This window comes from Sporosarcina sp. PTS2304 (assembly GCF_003351785.1).
Taxonomy (GTDB): domain Bacteria; phylum Bacillota; class Bacilli; order Bacillales_A; family Planococcaceae; genus Sporosarcina.
Map to the genome: position 1 here is coordinate 1,147,982 of NZ_CP031230.1, position 15,592 is coordinate 1,163,573.

Genomic DNA, 15,592 nt, shown 5'->3' on the forward strand with positions numbered 1-15,592 from the left:
GGCTCCTTTGCTAAACTTCTTGATACGTCTATGTTAGCGCAGATTTCTTTAATATCCTGTAAGCGAATCATAAAGAAATCATAAGGAATTACACAAGCATGAATCCAATCCCCCAAATCGTTTGAATATATTCATCAGAAGTATGTTCAGCCAGTTTCTTGCGGATATTCGACACATGCACACTGATCGTATTATCATCTCCAAAGTACGTCCCTTTCCAAATCTCTTCGTAAATAGACTTTTTCGAAAACGCACGCTCTGGATTTTTCATGAATAAAGACAAAATATCAAATTCAGCATTGGTCAACTGCAGTTCCTGTTCGCCTAAAGACACTGCCAGTTTATCTGTATGTAAAGTCAATTCGCGCCAAACAATATTCGTAGTAGCTAGTTGATGAAGATTCGACTTTCGCAACTGAACTTCCACTCTCGCTAGCACCTCTTGTGGATGAAACGGCTTCGTTATATAATCATCCGCTCCCATCTTCAATACATTCACTTTATCCTCAATATCTACCTTTGCCGAAATCACAATGATCGGGATCGAACTTTCCGCTCGAATCTCTTCTATCAATTCCTCACCGCTTTTCCCTGGCAACATTAAGTCCAATATAATTAAGTCAAAACGAGCCGCTTGCAACTGCAACAAACCTTCCGTTCCCGAATAAGCGGAAATCGTTTCTATACTTTCTGTTGTTAAAATGACACTGAGTAGCTTACTGATTTCTGGATCGTCTTCAATAAGTAAAATTCTTTTATTTTCATTCATCGTCATCACCTATCTTTTTCGTGGATATGGTTATCATAGTATTGAGTATACCTAATCTACGGCAAAAGAAAAAACACCCATCATCACAATGAGTGTTCCAACCAAACTTATGAAAGCCATTTCGGCGGCGTATTCTTCGACCAATAAATATCCCCAACGGTATGATGCGCCACAAACCCATCTTCCGCCGTATGGTAATGGAAATTATAAAAATACCCATCGATCGGGCGCTTTTCCGTACGTACATGGAAACGGATCAGATCTTGCTCCGCCGTTTTATCATACACATGGAAAATCTTTTCCGCGTAATCGCCTGAAGGTTGTTCCGTGATCGCAAGACGTCGGTCTGCAGCATTATGTATAGTCGTCTGAATCACTGCTTCGATTCGAGGGAAAATCTCTGTATCAAACTCGTCCTGAATCTTCGGACCAATACGCGTCCCGAACTTCTCATACGCTAATACCCTCGCATGATCCACCAACTGCTGATCTTCCAAATACGTCGGCAGCGCAACTAAATCATCAGCGGTTTCTTCAATCGCCAGCGAATATTGCGTATCCCCACTTCGCGCATCCGTCTCATTCGGCTCATCCTTATCTTGAAAACTCAGCCAAATCTCATGACTCGGCGTAATCGCCCCAAGTGTCAACACAGCCACCGACGCAATCATCAACCGCTGCAACCACTGCTTCATCTTCATCACTCCCTTCAACAAATCGTCATACATCCTACTATCTCATACGAAATCCACCACAAAAGGTTTCATCTTTCCTACTTTCATTGTACAATATAATCAAACTTCAATCACACAGTTCACAAAATATTCTCTGATTGCAAGTTAAACGAAAGTAACCTATACGCTACATACAAAGGGGGTCGCAACAATGGACGTTAACCTACTACTAGGAATCTTTATGCTCGTACTAACTTTATACCTGGCCTCACTATGTGTCACAAACGGCTAACAAAAGCGAAAGACGCCGTTCAGACTCGACAGGCATCTGTAACTAGACGAAACAAAGCGCCCACCTATTAACTAGATGGGCGCTTATTAACGTCTACTTATTTATTTCCAAAACTCTGAAACCTTCCCCCTTAAAAAACGAACTACTTAGAAACGAATGAAATGGGGAATTCAAATGAAAAAGAAAGTTTTAATACTTCCGATGTTGCTAATCATTCTTGCCGTCATGAACGTTAAACCCATTCTCACAGCAGCCTGTTCCTGTATGGCTCCACCTACTGCCGATTTAGCCCTATCCGAAGCAACTGCTGTTTTTAGTGGGGAAGTGGAAGAAGTTAAGAAAAACACTAAGGACAATGGAAAAACCGTTATTTTTACTGTACAAGAAACATGGAAAGGAATCGACAGCCAAACGATTTCCGTATTTACCGGCAATGATTCAGCATCCTGCGGAATCAATTTCGAAGTCGGCAAAGAATATTTAGTCTACGCTCATACAATGGACTCCAACGGAAAAAACATTTTAGCTACTACACTTTGCGACAGAACAGCTGAACTAGCGAACGCTACCGATGACCTTGCATTAATTGGAGAAGGTCAACTCCCAACACAAACAGAACAACCTGCCGACTCCTCAACAAATCCGTATTACTTATACGCAGGCATAGTAGTCGTTGTAGCATTGATTGGGCTATTCATCTGGAAACGTGCTAAGAAGAAGTAAGTTGGAAAATCACTTATAACAAAACGCTCCAACAGACCAAAAATGATCAGTTGGAGCAAAATCACATTATTTCTCAAGCACACCATAATGCACTTTCGTATACGGACGGATTTGCTGCACAAAACCAAATCGCTCGAAAACCGGTGACTCATAATGATCCTTCAACACGACACGGCGCCTACATACCCGCAACGCCTCCGTCACCCATTCCTCAGTCACATGGAAGTCCGCGCCAACCTCACGCAGCACTTCAAAATTAGAAGCCTCTTCAATCGGCGTCGTAAACATCGGATCCAAAAACACCACATCTCGCGAATTACTCCGACAACTCTTCAAAAACGACACAGCTTCCGAATGAATTACTTCCACGCGCGCCATCGCATCCTGCAGCAGAGGAAAATCAATCGGAAAGCGGCACAAGCCAACCTCCGTTAAAAATGCCACCACCGCATCCGCCTCGATTCCTTCCACTCGACCATCTGCGCCCACAATACTAGCCGCAATAATCGCATCCGAACCAAGACCGAGCGTACAATCCAAAAACGAATCGCCTCGCATGAGTTCCGTTGCCGCAACCAACGGATCCACTTCACCTTTACCCATTCGCCTCAACCGATACGTCGCCGAATTCGGATGAAAAAACAACGGCTCCGCACTACCCCTCTTATAAAACGAATAGCGGTCCTTCCCCGCTACTAGAACATCCGCTTGATAGACGTCCTGCAACTTCGGAATAGACCGCTTCTTTCGTTCCACAGCAAGCGCCTGCAAGCGAGCCGCAGCTTCTTCTACCAAAGCCACAGACTGCGCATCCGGCCGCCCTGCCGTCGTCACGATCAGCTTCACTGACCGACAACATTCGTCAATACATCAACGAGATGATCTTTAATTTGCTCTTTCTGGAAGTTCTCAATCTGCTCACGCGGAACAAAGTAGACCAACTTCCCATTATCCCAAATCGCCACAGAAGGTGAACTCGGTGGAATCTCCGGGAAATGCGCACGCAACGCCTCCGTCGCCTCCTTATCCTGTCCTGCAAATACCGTTAGTAAATGATCCGGCTTCACTTCCGCCACTGCTTCACGTACCGCTGGGCGTGCAAGTCCCGCTGCACAGCCACAGACTGAATTGATCACGATTAGCGCTGAGCCTTTTAGGTTTTTAAGTGTCTCGTCTACGGATTCAGCTGTTGTGAGTTCTGTGAAACCTGCATTTGTTAGTTCTTCGCGCATGGGTGTTATGATCCCGCGCATGTATTCATCGTATGCGTTCATTTGAAAATCTCCGCCTTTCATAGTTGGGTATATTCTTCGGTTGGTGCTCAGTTTTAATAGTATAGGATTGGCGGGATTATTTCACGTGATTGAGATGGGGAAAGTGAAAAGAACGTCCTGGGGTGGACGTTCTTTTTAATGTATATTCCAAAAATCAAAACACCTCGTTAAATTTGCCGTGTACCCACCGTTTTAAATCGTTCAAAAGCTTGTTCATCATTAAATATTTTCAACTCTTCAAAATACACTTTTTGCTGAAGTATTTCAGCCTCGTACTGTAGCATAGAATTTAAAGGTACTTTCGAATGAATCAACTCTTTCAACAAATTTGTGAGCGGTTCACCAATAGCTTGTTTAAAATTGAATCCAAGCATTTGCAGTATAGAAAAGGTCTCTTTGGATAGTAACGGCTTAAACAACGCCATTGCCTTTTGTGCATGAGCTGCTGATTCTTCATCGCTTTCCTCCATTAACTGCTCGATAATTGGGATTAAACTATTGGTTATATAATCAATATCCTCATCGGAGATTTTCTGCATGATGAGTTGCTCTTCATAAACCTGGACAATTTGAATCAATTCATTTTTCTCAGAAATTAACTCACTAATAATTTGTTCTAAACTGTTTATTGTCGTGCTATCTTCTTTCGCTTCTTTTGCTAATCTAATTTTATCCATGACTACCGGAACACTGTTTTTAGATACCAGATTAGTAAACTTCGCACCCAATGCAATTAACTCTGTACTAACATCCACTATTACTCCTCCTTCAATACATACATTAACTCTAATATAAATATGCCAACATTTCGAACCTTTGATCCATAGTTTCATTCAGAGCAAATTACTAATACCAAAATAGTTCATTGTCTTAAATACATTGTCACATTTCTATTGCCGCAAGTTCCGCTTTAGATATTAAATAATTAACAAAAGCAGAACAAGCTACGATCATAAATTTTGCATCTTCAGAAGAAACGTTTTCATCTTCTGTAAGAGAGTGTCTAATCCCATCCCCATCACTGGTGTAACCGTATATTTTTTCGAAACCAGATTTTAAAGCCCCATGAAGTGGTATCTCTAATAACTTGTTCAACTTATCTAATGCATTTTTTAACTCTGCTTTACTTTCAGATGTAATAAGTTTTGCAACACCTTCAACAGCGCTTATGGATTCTTTGATTGAATTTCGATAACTCGGATTCGACCTATCAGATAGTAAACTTAATGCACTCTCTATGTGAATTGAAACATGCTTAAGTTTTTTATTATTGATTGCTTCTTCAATTGATTGAATTTCAATTTCTTCAACTATTGGAGTTATATCGTATCCAACAAGCCTATATCCAGACATTTCTTTTTCCAATTCATTATTTATTTTTTCTTTAAATGAATTATAATCATACTTCTGTTTAGCTATGAACTCTATAAGGTCGTATATTTCATACCACTTTGCAATCTCAAAAAAATAGCGCTCAGTGTGCCTCTCAAAACTTTCCCAAGTAGATGGGAATTCATTAATTCTCTCCTTAAAAAAATTGATCCATAGGGTATCAGATAAGTCTAGTAGTCTTTTATAGCTAGACTTTTCTCCGTAAGATGAATTTAAATTATAATCACCTTGAAAGCATGTTTTTTGCATAGCATTCCAAAGACCAGTTTTCAGAGCAGTATCGATACCTTCAATTTGAAAAAAATCTCTTACATTTTTATACCCATATCTTTGCGAAAAAAATGTCATCCTCTTTCTTCTCCTTTCTAGACCATTATTTATATACTTCCCTAAAGTCTACACGTAAGCCAAATGTACATATTCGGCTCACATAGACATCTTCTACAACGTATTTCCTTATCGAATTAAATGAGATCTTTGAAACTTACGATCTGAGTTTTGCACGTAAACGTGGATTTCCTTAAAGCCTGTACGACCACGGTTTTTAAAGCTCTGTAGTACAATCTCTTTAGTGTTTTGAGTATTGGTAGTTGCAAAGACATTTACACGTTTATATTTCAAATGGTATTCATGTGTTTGTTTTCTAACTCCTTCTACAAATTTTCGATTGTAGGTTCTAACACCAGAAAAACCATTTGTACGTTCTATTATAAGTGTAGGTAGGTTCATCTTATCATCCGGTAGATCATCTAATTTTATTAGATAAGTATCGGATAGGATTAAATTAATTTCATCACCCTTATCATCAATATTTTGTGTAATTATTTTGGGTTCATCAATCTCTTCAGGATGTGAATCCGAATTGGAGCATTCGAAAGTTTCTTTGAATAAAAGTTTAAACTGTAAATACAGGGGGATTCCAACCAGGGTTATTTTTTTATATCCTAAGAACCTCGATAAAATAAAATAATTCATATGAAAGTCAAAATGTTTATTTCCGACATTAAATATTTTATCCTTATTGAAAAACCTAAATAGGATTAGTACCACTATAGAAAGAATTAAACCGATAAATAGAGCAATTATTTTCTTATTAGGTACGATTTCGTAAATCTGATTCTTTATACCGCCAAAATTACGATCAGCCACCAGACCAAAAACTTCCCACAATAAATCTACCGGTAATACCATTGAAATTATTAATGGAATTGCGACTAGTACACCTTGTAATATTACTTTTAATTTATTTATAATTAACAGCCTCCCTTTAACAACAAATATTGTTCTTCCCATTCACTTCTAGAAAATCGTTTACGCATCTGCTGAACTTTTTCAAAATAGCGGCATGTTGAAAGTCTTTTTTTACACCCGCAAGGACAAACTAAGCGGTTAGCCTCTCTTTTGTTTTTGCTTAATAGAACCAACATATAACATACCTGTTTTACTTCTGATAAATTGAAAAGTTTCTTAAAGTCATCAATTAATCCTTTATTCCCATGTTCTAGTTCTCCGAAAACAAAATCTTTTCCCGTCTTCAATTTGAGTGTAATTGCAAATAAGTAGGGCAGTATACATTTTTCAAAGAAGTTAGTTAAACTTGGATTTCTTTGAATAACGATTTTCAAGCGAATAGGGGCTCCCAAACAAATAGAGCCATCGCAATTAACGTGATTTACAGGTTTTTTCTCTATTCTATTAGACAACTCATACACTTCAGGCAAAGATCTCGGATAATCTTCCGGGATTTTAATACGTAGTTTATAATTAATTTGAACCTCTCCGTATTGTTCGTGAGAAAGACTGGCCTGATAATTACCTTCTACAGTAACTGCTTCGTCTAAAGAAGGTTTGAATCTGAACATAGAGTAATGTTGAATGAAATCAGAAACATACTGAATGGTCATCTTCTTCTCCACGGTCGAACAGAAGGTGTTGCAACGACTTTTCTTTGCGGCATTGGCAATTTATAACCGTACTCTTCTTGCAATTTCTCCTCACTAAAGTCCAATGCAAAACCCTGCTCTAAAATGCATCTTATCTCCTTAACATCTCGTCCCTTAACTAGTTGATTGAAATCTGTTTTAGCTTGTTCTAGCCACAAATAAAAACTTTTCTCCAATTCAAATCTTTCGAAGTCCGGATTGTCCCACCGATCAGTAAAATCTTCTTCTGGCATAACTGGATTTGAAATTCTAGGAATACTAGCGCTAATGTAGTTTCGCATTGTGTTTAATATATTAATGATAGCTTCCTCAATACTTTCTTCACCATTGTAAGCTCTAGCAGCCAAAGTAGTAATAATTATTGATATCGGCTTACTGTCTTTTGACATTGTATCTTCGAACATCGTATCTCTATGACGTTTTAATAACTGGATACAGCGCTGCAAGACAGACTTTTCCCCATATGTTGGTATAGGTTCAATACTGGCCTCAAATATACCGCGTTTTTTTAATGTGATCTTATTTTGAAACCATAGCAAATATCCTTGCTGGTTACTGATATGCCATTCTTCTGAAACCACATTATAGCTGTCCTTTTCTTTGTCTGGTATATTAACCGCATGAATAGCTAAGTTAGCTGCTAATTGTTTATTATCCTTATAAGATCCAAACAACATAGAACGATATTCATTAGTTTTTTTCTCTTCCAAAGGAATACTAGGTACGAAGTCTATGTGAAATGGCACTTCATCCTTGTAGCATAAACGTATACAACGTCGTCTCTCTTTCACTTCATGATGAATCCCTACTTTTTTACGATATAATTCAAGTTCATTTTTCATCATATCCATAAGCTCTTTTTGAGTATATTCAGATTTAAAGTTAGGAATATTGACTTTACAACTCATATCTAAATCATACTCATCTCCCTCTCGAAGAGGTTTAATTGTAGTGCCTTGTCCGAATGACCCTTGAACAAAAATATCTACATCCATTAACGTACTGTCGTCACGCATGAACCATTCAGCGATAGACTGATAACGTTTGTGCACCTTTTCTTCAACAGACTTAGGAAGATCGAGTTGCTCAAGCATTTCCACTAAAAGAGTTTTTTGATTCATTTTCATATCTCCTTTTTAATTTTATTATATATATATTAGTACTGAGTATCTTTATATCGAAATCTCGTGTTTATTTTAATATTCACGTTCGTTTCTCGCGCAGGTCCCCTCATCTAAGCAAAATATATTCATCTCTTATTTGCTTTTATAATATATTAGATATATTGAATATAAAAAGTGAAATAAAAAGACTTTTGTTTACCCCAAAGGTTAGATTGGTACTCCAACCTTTGAGGCACACATCATATTTCTTCCTTTTTCACATTTCAGAAATATTTTTTCAATCCACTATCAACGCAATCCCACTCCTATTATGGAAATTGATATGATAGACAACTACAATTCATAAAATACCATTGTTTGTCAACAGAAGCAAGAGTTTGGAACACTGTATAAATGCAAAGATATTTATATACAAACATGCTTGCCATAAGATCTAGGCTTGCCCCACCTTCTTGCATACTCGTCACGTGGTGATTATGATCACCCCCTAGACGCTGCCTATGAACAGGTTGTGTGCCAAACCATCGTGTTTGTTTAAACATTTATGATTGTTTTTCACACAGATGCTTTCATCTAGGTAAAGTCATCACATATCGTAATGGTTTTGCTAATAGCCTTGGTTTCCTATGTTAACCGTTTTACCATTTAAACTAACTCCTCGGAAGCCACAAAGGCTATTAGCATGGTACTTAGAATAGTAAACATTGGCATCACAAGCAACTCCTTAGTTCTTACGGAAAGTGATTCCCATGATTTTGTCATAGCGATTGATAAAGCATTGGCAACAAATATACCAAAAATCCAAAAATCACTACTCAGAGCAATGTTTATTAATTTGGCGAGGAGTACAGGACTCGAACCTGTATCTGCGGCATACTAAAATATAGTATTACTGAACAAAGTATAGAAACTGCAAACAAATAAGTCAATGATTTCATGGGGCCTGTGTAGGGAACTACTATTACATAGAAAGACACTAAACAAGGCTGTCAGGTCCAGAAATAATTCTGAATCTTGTAGGGACCTGGTACTCTACATTACATGCGATTATCTCATCAATGTTTCAATAAATTATTTAATTCCTCCACAATAATATCATCACTGCAAAGAAACTTTAACTAATCTTCCACTTGCGTTTCATTTTTCACAATACAATTCTAAACCTGGCACTTTTATTAACTTCATCATAATTCAAAAAGGGACTTCTTTACTCTTTTTCAATACATATCGCATCAATTTTAGTTGAAGCTCATGTTCTATTCCACTTTTGAGAAGCCAATTACCTTTATCGTCTTGAATAGTCAAATCATCTAACACATTGTGTAACATCAATGCGAAACCAGCATCTGCAAGTTCCTCGACGTATTTTATCATTTCTTTAAAAGCTGATAATTGGCCATATTCCTTAAAGTATAAAGCTCTAATAGCTGTTTTATCATACTCGGTCAAGGTGATAGCCCTGCACAATTCTTGTTTCTTTCTAGCTTTATTATTTAAATTATTTTTCTCTCCTACAATTGCACATAAAACGAAAAACTCGCTGTTCTGTGCGAATAGATGATTTCTACTAACTTCATTTTGGCAATTTCTTGATGAAAGATATTTTCTCCGAGCATCAACGGTAAAAATTTATTTGAAGACTTCATATGCTCAAAACCTTGATCAATAATCTGTGTAACTTTTGCTAATTCTATTTCCAGCCGATCTCGTTCAACTAAGTCAGACGCCATTGAATCATAAGCCCGCAATATAGCGTCAATTTCAATTTATCTATTACCCTTTATTCTTTTCTCTTGCGTAATATTTTCAGCCGACTGCTGTTTCTTTTCAAGCCCTTCTTCCAACATCGACAATGCCTTCAAAGCTTTTTTATAGTCTCCAGTTGAATGTTGTCCAATTCTTTTTTTGTTTTAACTAACAACTTTGAAAGAACCAATTTAGCTTTAACAACTTGATCTATTTTAAGTAAGTTTTTAATTCCTGTTGCAACTTCTACTTTTTGACTTGCTGAGACACGTGTTAATCTTTCAGTTCGTTTTCCATCAAAGAAAAAATATTGTTTCACACGTTCATCAATCATTTTTCTTATGATTGCTTGTATTTCCTTTTCACTTGTACAGGTTTCTTAGGTTGTTTCATTTGTTAACAATACATCGAGCATTCGTTCCTTTTGAGATCCGCTCTTTTCTAAAATAGAGAAATAGGTACGAGTGATCGTATAGTCTTCACCTTGATGGCTATAACTCAGTGTGAACGAACATCGCGCACCATTTGCTTCTTTGCTCATTTCCTTTACAGCCTTAATATTCCCCAGATAGATATCTGCTTCATTTGAATCCTGCTGAAGCTTCGCATCACCAAATAACGCGAACAGTACAGCGCGATAAATACCAGTTTTCTCTCTACCGTTTTCACCCAAAATAACTGTTACGATTTGTTCTTTTTTTAGAATGTGCAAACTCAATGATTTGCGTACCATAAAATTGTCTGAAGTTATTCATAGCAAGTGATTTTAGTGTAGGTACCTGTGTGCCAAACTTTCATGAAAGTTTAAACATTGGCGATTGTTCCTCACACAGGTACTTTTTTACAGGTACTTTTTTTATAATTTATTTTGATGTATGCTATTGTTTTTCATATAATCTAGAAAGTGATCAATAGACTTATCATTCCACTTTTTACTGTGTACTGCACGATGACAATTTGCACATAACATCATTAAATCTATTCCTTTAGTAATTCTTTTACCAATATATAACGGCAAAACATGATGTGCCTCTATAAAATCAATTTCGTATGTTTTTTTAAATGAGAAATTGCATGCTTCACAAAAAAGACTACCATTCTTTTTTATAAATTCTCTTTTTGAGTAATTTACTATTTTAGAATTACGTTCAATATGATAATGAATACGATATCGTCTAGTCCCTTCATCCACCTCACTATTTATTCCTTTTTCACTATTAATATTAGAAAAACTATTTTCTTCAGTACCACTTATGAACTTGATAAATGCTATACGCAAGTTATCTTTAACTTCCCAAATAAATAAATTATTCTTATAATAACCATTATAAAAATGACTCCAATAACGCTCTTTTTTACTTTTCTTTCTAATATCTTCTATAAAAACATACCTTCTTTTTCTTAAGTTCTTAACTGTTTCCGCCATTGATCTGTTATAATTTTGGTAGGAACGTCCAGTTATTTCTGAGATTTGTTTTGCAGAACCACTACCATCCATTTCAAAAATTAAAGCATACATTGCTTCCATTAAAATTGGCGAGAAACAATTATCCTCTTGTAACATTATTAACCATTCATCAACTGTAAAGTTTTGTGCATTTGTTGGATAATAATTTAAACCCTCTTTCATTAATATCACCAACTCTAATTTTTATTATATTTTAGCTTTTATTCGATATAAAAGTCTATTTCGTATGCAAATCGAACGCACCATATTTGAAGATAAGTCTATGATTCTGAACTTCTAAGCGATCTAGCGCACTTTTTCGGACAGTGAATCAGCCTCACTTCCTAACAATTAGATTTTTAATATCAACACATATAGTTCCATTATACCCCTCAATCAGACTCTTTTGTATATTATTCGACAAAATTTCCAATCAAATCCTTAAACTATCAAAAAATTAACGAACACAAACAAACCATACATAAAATAAAAAGTACCAGTGCATAAAAACTTCAGGAACGTTTCACCATTCATGTTTGTTTTTCACACTGGTACTTTATCCAATATCTAGCTTTATTCACTACTTTAAAATACTACGGACAATTTCACAACCGCCCCTTCTCACTCAGCCACTCAACCATCTTCTCTCGTGCATAATCCCTCTCAAATTCATACCATTCCTTATCTACTCCCAGTTCAGAAACAGCATCTTTAAATTGAGGGAAAGGTTTTCGGCCATTCAGTGAAGCCTGTAATCGATTCACTGCATCATCAGATTGTTTCTGGGCAAATTCCATCATTACTTGATACATCTCAGAAGAGGACGAGGTAGGAATGACGATTAAGTCGTCTGCTTCATCTGTATCCCAGTCGATTTCTGGTTCACCTGTAAGTGACTCTGGTCCATCTAATAAAATTTCTTCATTTCTACAGTTTAATACGTATTCCATTTCTGGATCTGAACCTTCAAGGTAGATATCAATTAGTTCGTCAAGTAATTTCATGTTATTCTCCTTTAAATTTTTTTGTGCCTCTAACTCATAGTTTATCATGAAATTTACTAGTTATTAATTTCTAGTTTACTCTTTACAAGCAAATAAATACTATCTGTTTTATTAATGTTTCAGTTTATTAGTATACAACCAAATGCACAGCTATGTTGACAAGGTTCATCCATATGCTTATCCTGAAAAAACTATTGACTACGGGTGAAAAAGACGTTTTTTTCGTCAAAATTTCCGCTGCCGCGGCTCAGAGTGAAGATCACTTCCGGATTTTTGGCGCGCGGGCGGCGGGCGGATATTCAGGATGCTTATAAAAAAATGTCTCATGTTCAACACTTTTTAATAGACAGAAAAAAGTGAGCATCTTTCGAAGATCTATTCACTGGACTTTTTTGAAACTACTCAATCAAACTCTTCATAGTCATTTGGATGCTGTCCTTCCACTCGTCCCGCTTCTCCTTTATCCAACGCATCAATCGTTTGAATATCCTCTTCGGACAGTTCGAAGTCAAAGACGTCTAGGTTCGCTTGTTGGTGTGCATAATTCGATGATTTTACGATAGGTAAGACACTATTCTGCAAGTTCCAACGATTAATAATCTGTGCTGGTTGTCGTTGATATTTTTTGGCAAGCGATAGAATAGTATCATTTGTTAGTACATCGTTTATTTCGCGCCCGAGTGGACTCCATGCTTCTGTTACGATGCCATGCTTTCTATTACACTCCACCAGTTCGTTATTGTGGAAATACGGATGGCGTTCAATCTGATTAGTGGTCGGTGTCACGCCAGCTTTATCGATGATTCGTTCCAAGTGCTCTGGCAAAAAGTTTGATACACCAATCGTGCGGATCAGTCCAAACTTTTGTGCGTCAACGAGTGCTTGCCACGCTTCTTCATACTTTCCTTGCTTCGGCAACGGCCAATGAAGTGAACTACCCACCACTTAACGCCTTTCGGGCTGTTTGAAGTGGGGGCTTCTCGACTTATCATTGCTTTTACTAGCCAACGAAAACAGACCGAGCTATCCCTCTTGTTCCAAGAGTTTTGTACACACGGTTTATTCAGAAGCCAACAAACGTATGCCTTCATTTTTGATATTCAGGGCAGAGTTGTAGTCCCTGTCGAGTATAGATCCGCATGGACAGCTATAGACTCGCTCAGACATGGCCATTATTTTTTGATTGCCACAACTAGAACACAGTTTTGTAGAGGGAAACCACTTATCTATTTTGACTAGCCGTTTTCCCTGTTCTCTCAGTTTATAATCTAAGAAAGTCGTAAACATGCCCCAACCATTATCATAGACACTTTTGCCGAAACGAAGGGCTCGTGACATTCCTTTCATATCCAAGTCTTCTATGACGACTGCATCATAGGTGGAAGCTAATGACTTCGACTGATGATGGAGAAAATTCTTGCGTTGATTAGCCACTTTCTCTTGCAGTTTGGCGACTACCATTCGTTGCTTATTCCAACGGGAAGAACCCTTCGTGCGCCTAGATAGAATGCGTTGCTCTTTTGCTAATCGTGCCAACATTTGACGATAGAAGCGAGGATAATTGGCTTTCTCATCTTCGCTGCTTACGTACAGTTCAGCCATCGCAAAATCTAATCCAACGACATCTTTTACTTCTTTTTGGATAATTTCTTGTTTATATTCAGTGAGAATGGAAACATAATATGCCCCTGCTGGTGTCATTGATAGGGTACAGAACTTTATTGTGTGGCCTTCAGGTATAGTACGATGTTGTATAATTTTTACAAGTTTTAATTTTGGTAATTTGATATGACCATCCAGTAACATAATATTGCCGTTTACCACATTCGTTGTATAGGATTTTCTGGATTTTTTACTTTTGAACCTAGGAAAATCAGCAGTGCCACTGAAGAAATTTCTATATGCTGTCTGCAAATTCAATTGGGCGTTAGCTAAAGCTAGCGAATCTACTTCTTTCAGCCATTCAAACTCTGTTTTGTATGTAGCAGGAGTAGGTAGCTTTTGCTTCTTCAGTTCCACTTGATCGTCTTTGTACGTTTCATATAGTTCTTTTCGTTCAGCCAACATCTTGTTATAGACAAACCGAACACAACCAAAAGTTTTACGTATGAGAAGTGCCTGTTCCTCCGTTGGGTATAAGCGGAATTTGTATGCTTTGTGATGTTTGGTCATATCCTATCACCTCACTTTTGACCTTGATTTTCGATATATTTTTTGATTGCCTCTGTTGGGGAACCGCCTGTTGTGAGTAGGCAGAAGCTTCTGGACCAAAACATTTCTTTCCAAAGTTTCTGTTTCACTTTCGGGAATTCTTTTTTGATCAATCGGGAACTGGCACTTTTATAAGCATTGATAAACTTTGTCATTTCAGTATTCGGATGTGCCTTGAATAAGACATGGATATGGTTTTCATCATAATTCCATTCGACTAACGTTATATTGTAGTTTTCTGAAATTCTGATAAACATATCTTTGGCGTACTCGGATACTTCCCCATCCAATACATTTCTTCTATACTTCACAACCAGAACAAGATGGTAGTGCAGCAGGAACACTGAATGGTTGTTATTATCTAATTTCATTGATACACCAACCTTTATACACTATACAACTGATTGTAATATGACAAAAAATAAAAAGCAACCGAAATTGCTTTTTGGCTATTGCCCAACCGAAATTCATCTCCAACTTACCGTTAGGCTTTGCCCTTCACACGCTTGAAGATGGAGACTTTTTTCGGAGAACCGTTAAATATTTATCAAAGTAGTCGATACCGATGCGATACAGTGACTCTTGAATCATCAGGATAGCCCGATCGTAACTATGTGAATGACCAGGAAGTTTCGAACTGATTAGTAGCTCTTCTATCGGGACAGACGACTGCCGAATGGCTTCACCGACCATTCCTTCGTTATTGTAGTTTGTCGATGTGTCAATGAGTCGATACCCCGCGTTGATTGCGGATAATAACGTGTTGACTCCTCGTGCTCCTTTTACTTGAACTGTGCCAAAGCCAATAGGCGGCAGTGTAGTACCATCGTGTAATCGAATAGATCGTGCAGTATTCATCTCTACCCTACTCCTTTTCAACGTACTGAATGTATGCATAAGTTAGTTGCCTTCTATTTTCCCTGAACGATAGCTACTAAACTTCGGAGTGAAACGATCAATATTTTAAAGTTCTTTAAGTAATAATATGTCCAG

The 15,592-nt window shown here is 37.4% G+C and carries 19 protein-coding genes and 1 pseudogene; 1 reads left to right on the forward strand and 19 read right to left on the reverse strand.

Going from position 1 to position 15,592, the window contains the following annotated elements; genetic code table 11:
• Positions 1 to 88: 88 nt before the first annotated feature.
• Positions 89 to 769, reverse strand: a complete 681-nt coding sequence (locus DV702_RS05360; protein ID WP_114923829.1) for a response regulator transcription factor — start codon at positions 767 to 769, stop codon at positions 89 to 91.
• Between the two features lie 107 nt (positions 770 to 876).
• On the reverse strand, positions 877 to 1,464 hold the full coding sequence (locus DV702_RS05365) for a YpjP family protein (protein ID WP_114925846.1): 588 nt from the start codon (positions 1,462 to 1,464) through the stop codon (positions 877 to 879).
• A 445-nt stretch (positions 1,465 to 1,909) separates the two neighbouring features.
• Between DV702_RS05365 and DV702_RS05370 the strand changes: the two genes are divergently transcribed.
• Positions 1,910 to 2,458 carry a hypothetical protein gene (locus DV702_RS05370; protein WP_162805722.1) on the forward strand — a complete coding sequence of 183 codons (549 nt, stop codon included), beginning with the start codon at positions 1,910 to 1,912 and terminating at the stop codon, positions 2,456 to 2,458.
• 66 nt (positions 2,459 to 2,524) lie between these two features.
• Here the strand turns inward: DV702_RS05370 and DV702_RS05375 are convergent, their stop codons facing one another.
• The 17 genes and pseudogenes from DV702_RS05375 to DV702_RS05455 all read right to left on the reverse strand — a co-directional run.
• Positions 2,525 to 3,214, reverse strand: a complete 690-nt coding sequence (locus DV702_RS05375) for a class I SAM-dependent methyltransferase (RefSeq protein WP_240315686.1) — start codon at positions 3,212 to 3,214, stop codon at positions 2,525 to 2,527.
• An 86-nt stretch (positions 3,215 to 3,300) separates the two neighbouring features.
• Positions 3,301 to 3,732 (reverse strand): BrxA/BrxB family bacilliredoxin, encoded by a 432-nt coding sequence (locus DV702_RS05380; protein WP_114925847.1) that lies wholly within the window; start codon positions 3,730 to 3,732, stop codon positions 3,301 to 3,303.
• A gap of 167 nt (positions 3,733 to 3,899) precedes the next feature.
• Positions 3,900 to 4,487, reverse strand: a complete 588-nt coding sequence (locus DV702_RS05385) for a hypothetical protein (protein WP_114923832.1) — start codon at positions 4,485 to 4,487, stop codon at positions 3,900 to 3,902.
• 127 nt (positions 4,488 to 4,614) lie between these two features.
• Positions 4,615 to 5,472 (reverse strand): AbiJ-NTD4 domain-containing protein, encoded by an 858-nt coding sequence (locus tag DV702_RS05390; RefSeq protein ID WP_114923833.1) that lies wholly within the window; start codon positions 5,470 to 5,472, stop codon positions 4,615 to 4,617.
• A gap of 108 nt (positions 5,473 to 5,580) precedes the next feature.
• Positions 5,581 to 6,417, reverse strand: coding sequence for a hypothetical protein (locus DV702_RS05395; RefSeq protein WP_114923834.1), 837 nt, complete (start codon positions 6,415 to 6,417; stop codon positions 5,581 to 5,583).
• Positions 6,378 to 7,028 carry a hypothetical protein gene (locus tag DV702_RS05400; RefSeq protein ID WP_114923835.1) on the reverse strand — a complete coding sequence of 217 codons (651 nt, stop codon included), beginning with the start codon at positions 7,026 to 7,028 and terminating at the stop codon, positions 6,378 to 6,380. Before DV702_RS05400 ends, DV702_RS05395 begins: the two co-directional genes overlap by 40 nt.
• Positions 7,025 to 8,188 (reverse strand): nucleotidyltransferase domain-containing protein, encoded by a 1,164-nt coding sequence (locus DV702_RS05405; protein WP_114923836.1) that lies wholly within the window; start codon positions 8,186 to 8,188, stop codon positions 7,025 to 7,027. The genes DV702_RS05400 and DV702_RS05405 overlap by 4 nt, the downstream gene beginning before the upstream one ends.
• A gap of 1,194 nt (positions 8,189 to 9,382) precedes the next feature.
• The gene (locus DV702_RS05410; RefSeq protein WP_162805723.1) at positions 9,383 to 9,640 is read right to left on the reverse strand and encodes a hypothetical protein; all 258 of its coding nucleotides are present in this window, start codon (positions 9,638 to 9,640) and stop codon (positions 9,383 to 9,385) included.
• A gap of 62 nt (positions 9,641 to 9,702) precedes the next feature.
• Entirely contained in the window at positions 9,703 to 9,921 is a 219-nt protein-coding gene (locus tag DV702_RS05415) for a hypothetical protein (protein WP_114923838.1), read from the reverse strand.
• A 128-nt stretch (positions 9,922 to 10,049) separates the two neighbouring features.
• On the reverse strand, positions 10,050 to 10,271 hold the full coding sequence (locus tag DV702_RS05420; RefSeq protein ID WP_114923839.1) for a hypothetical protein: 222 nt from the start codon (positions 10,269 to 10,271) through the stop codon (positions 10,050 to 10,052).
• A 45-nt stretch (positions 10,272 to 10,316) separates the two neighbouring features.
• On the reverse strand, positions 10,317 to 10,655 hold the full coding sequence (locus DV702_RS05425; RefSeq protein ID WP_162805724.1) for an AAA family ATPase: 339 nt from the start codon (positions 10,653 to 10,655) through the stop codon (positions 10,317 to 10,319).
• A gap of 138 nt (positions 10,656 to 10,793) precedes the next feature.
• A complete protein-coding gene (locus DV702_RS05430; RefSeq protein WP_114923841.1) occupies positions 10,794 to 11,567 on the reverse strand; it encodes an HNH endonuclease in 774 nt (257 codons plus the stop codon).
• Between the two features lie 422 nt (positions 11,568 to 11,989).
• Complete coding sequence (locus DV702_RS05435) at positions 11,990 to 12,388, reverse strand: UPF0158 family protein (protein ID WP_162805725.1); 399 nt, start codon at positions 12,386 to 12,388, stop codon at positions 11,990 to 11,992.
• Between the two features lie 402 nt (positions 12,389 to 12,790).
• Positions 12,791 to 13,330: an aldo/keto reductase gene (locus tag DV702_RS05440; RefSeq protein WP_371682727.1), complete on the reverse strand. Its 540-nt coding sequence runs from the start codon at positions 13,328 to 13,330 to the stop codon at positions 12,791 to 12,793.
• Between the two features lie 117 nt (positions 13,331 to 13,447).
• A complete protein-coding gene (locus tag DV702_RS05445; protein ID WP_114923844.1) occupies positions 13,448 to 14,560 on the reverse strand; it encodes an RNA-guided endonuclease TnpB family protein in 1,113 nt (370 codons plus the stop codon).
• Positions 14,561 to 14,571: 11 nt separating this feature from the next.
• A complete protein-coding gene (tnpA, locus tag DV702_RS05450) occupies positions 14,572 to 14,970 on the reverse strand; it encodes an IS200/IS605 family transposase (RefSeq protein WP_114923845.1) in 399 nt (132 codons plus the stop codon).
• 166 nt (positions 14,971 to 15,136) lie between these two features.
• Positions 15,137 to 15,457 (reverse strand): annotated as a pseudogene (locus tag DV702_RS05455) (aldo/keto reductase); the annotation flags it as partial.
• Positions 15,458 to 15,592 lie beyond the last annotated feature (135 nt).

Excerpts from the sequence above, each read along its gene's own strand:
- DV702_RS05360 (WP_114923829.1), bottom strand. The coding sequence starts at position 769 with ATGAATGAAAATAAAAGAATTTTACTTATTGAAGACGATCCAGAAATC.
- DV702_RS05365 (WP_114925846.1), bottom strand. The coding sequence starts at position 1,464 with ATGAAGCAGTGGTTGCAGCGGTTGATGATTGCGTCGGTGGCTGTGTTG.
- DV702_RS05370 (WP_162805722.1), top strand. The coding sequence starts at position 1,910 with ATGAAAAAGAAAGTTTTAATACTTCCGATGTTGCTAATCATTCTTGCC.
- DV702_RS05380 (WP_114925847.1), bottom strand. The coding sequence starts at position 3,732 with ATGAACGCATACGATGAATACATGCGCGGGATCATAACACCCATGCGC.
- DV702_RS05390 (WP_114923833.1), bottom strand. The coding sequence starts at position 5,472 with ATGACATTTTTTTCGCAAAGATATGGGTATAAAAATGTAAGAGATTTT.
- DV702_RS05395 (WP_114923834.1), bottom strand. The coding sequence starts at position 6,417 with ATGGGAAGAACAATATTTGTTGTTAAAGGGAGGCTGTTAATTATAAAT.
- DV702_RS05400 (WP_114923835.1), bottom strand. The coding sequence starts at position 7,028 with ATGACCATTCAGTATGTTTCTGATTTCATTCAACATTACTCTATGTTC.
- DV702_RS05405 (WP_114923836.1), bottom strand. The coding sequence starts at position 8,188 with ATGAATCAAAAAACTCTTTTAGTGGAAATGCTTGAGCAACTCGATCTT.
- DV702_RS05415 (WP_114923838.1), bottom strand. The coding sequence starts at position 9,921 with ATGGCGTCTGACTTAGTTGAACGAGATCGGCTGGAAATAGAATTAGCA.
- DV702_RS05420 (WP_114923839.1), bottom strand. The coding sequence starts at position 10,271 with ATGATTGATGAACGTGTGAAACAATATTTTTTCTTTGATGGAAAACGA.
- DV702_RS05430 (WP_114923841.1), bottom strand. The coding sequence starts at position 11,567 with ATGAAAGAGGGTTTAAATTATTATCCAACAAATGCACAAAACTTTACA.
- DV702_RS05435 (WP_162805725.1), bottom strand. The coding sequence starts at position 12,388 with ATGAAATTACTTGACGAACTAATTGATATCTACCTTGAAGGTTCAGAT.
- DV702_RS05445 (WP_114923844.1), bottom strand. The coding sequence starts at position 14,560 with ATGACCAAACATCACAAAGCATACAAATTCCGCTTATACCCAACGGAG.
- tnpA (WP_114923845.1), bottom strand. The coding sequence starts at position 14,970 with ATGAAATTAGATAATAACAACCATTCAGTGTTCCTGCTGCACTACCAT.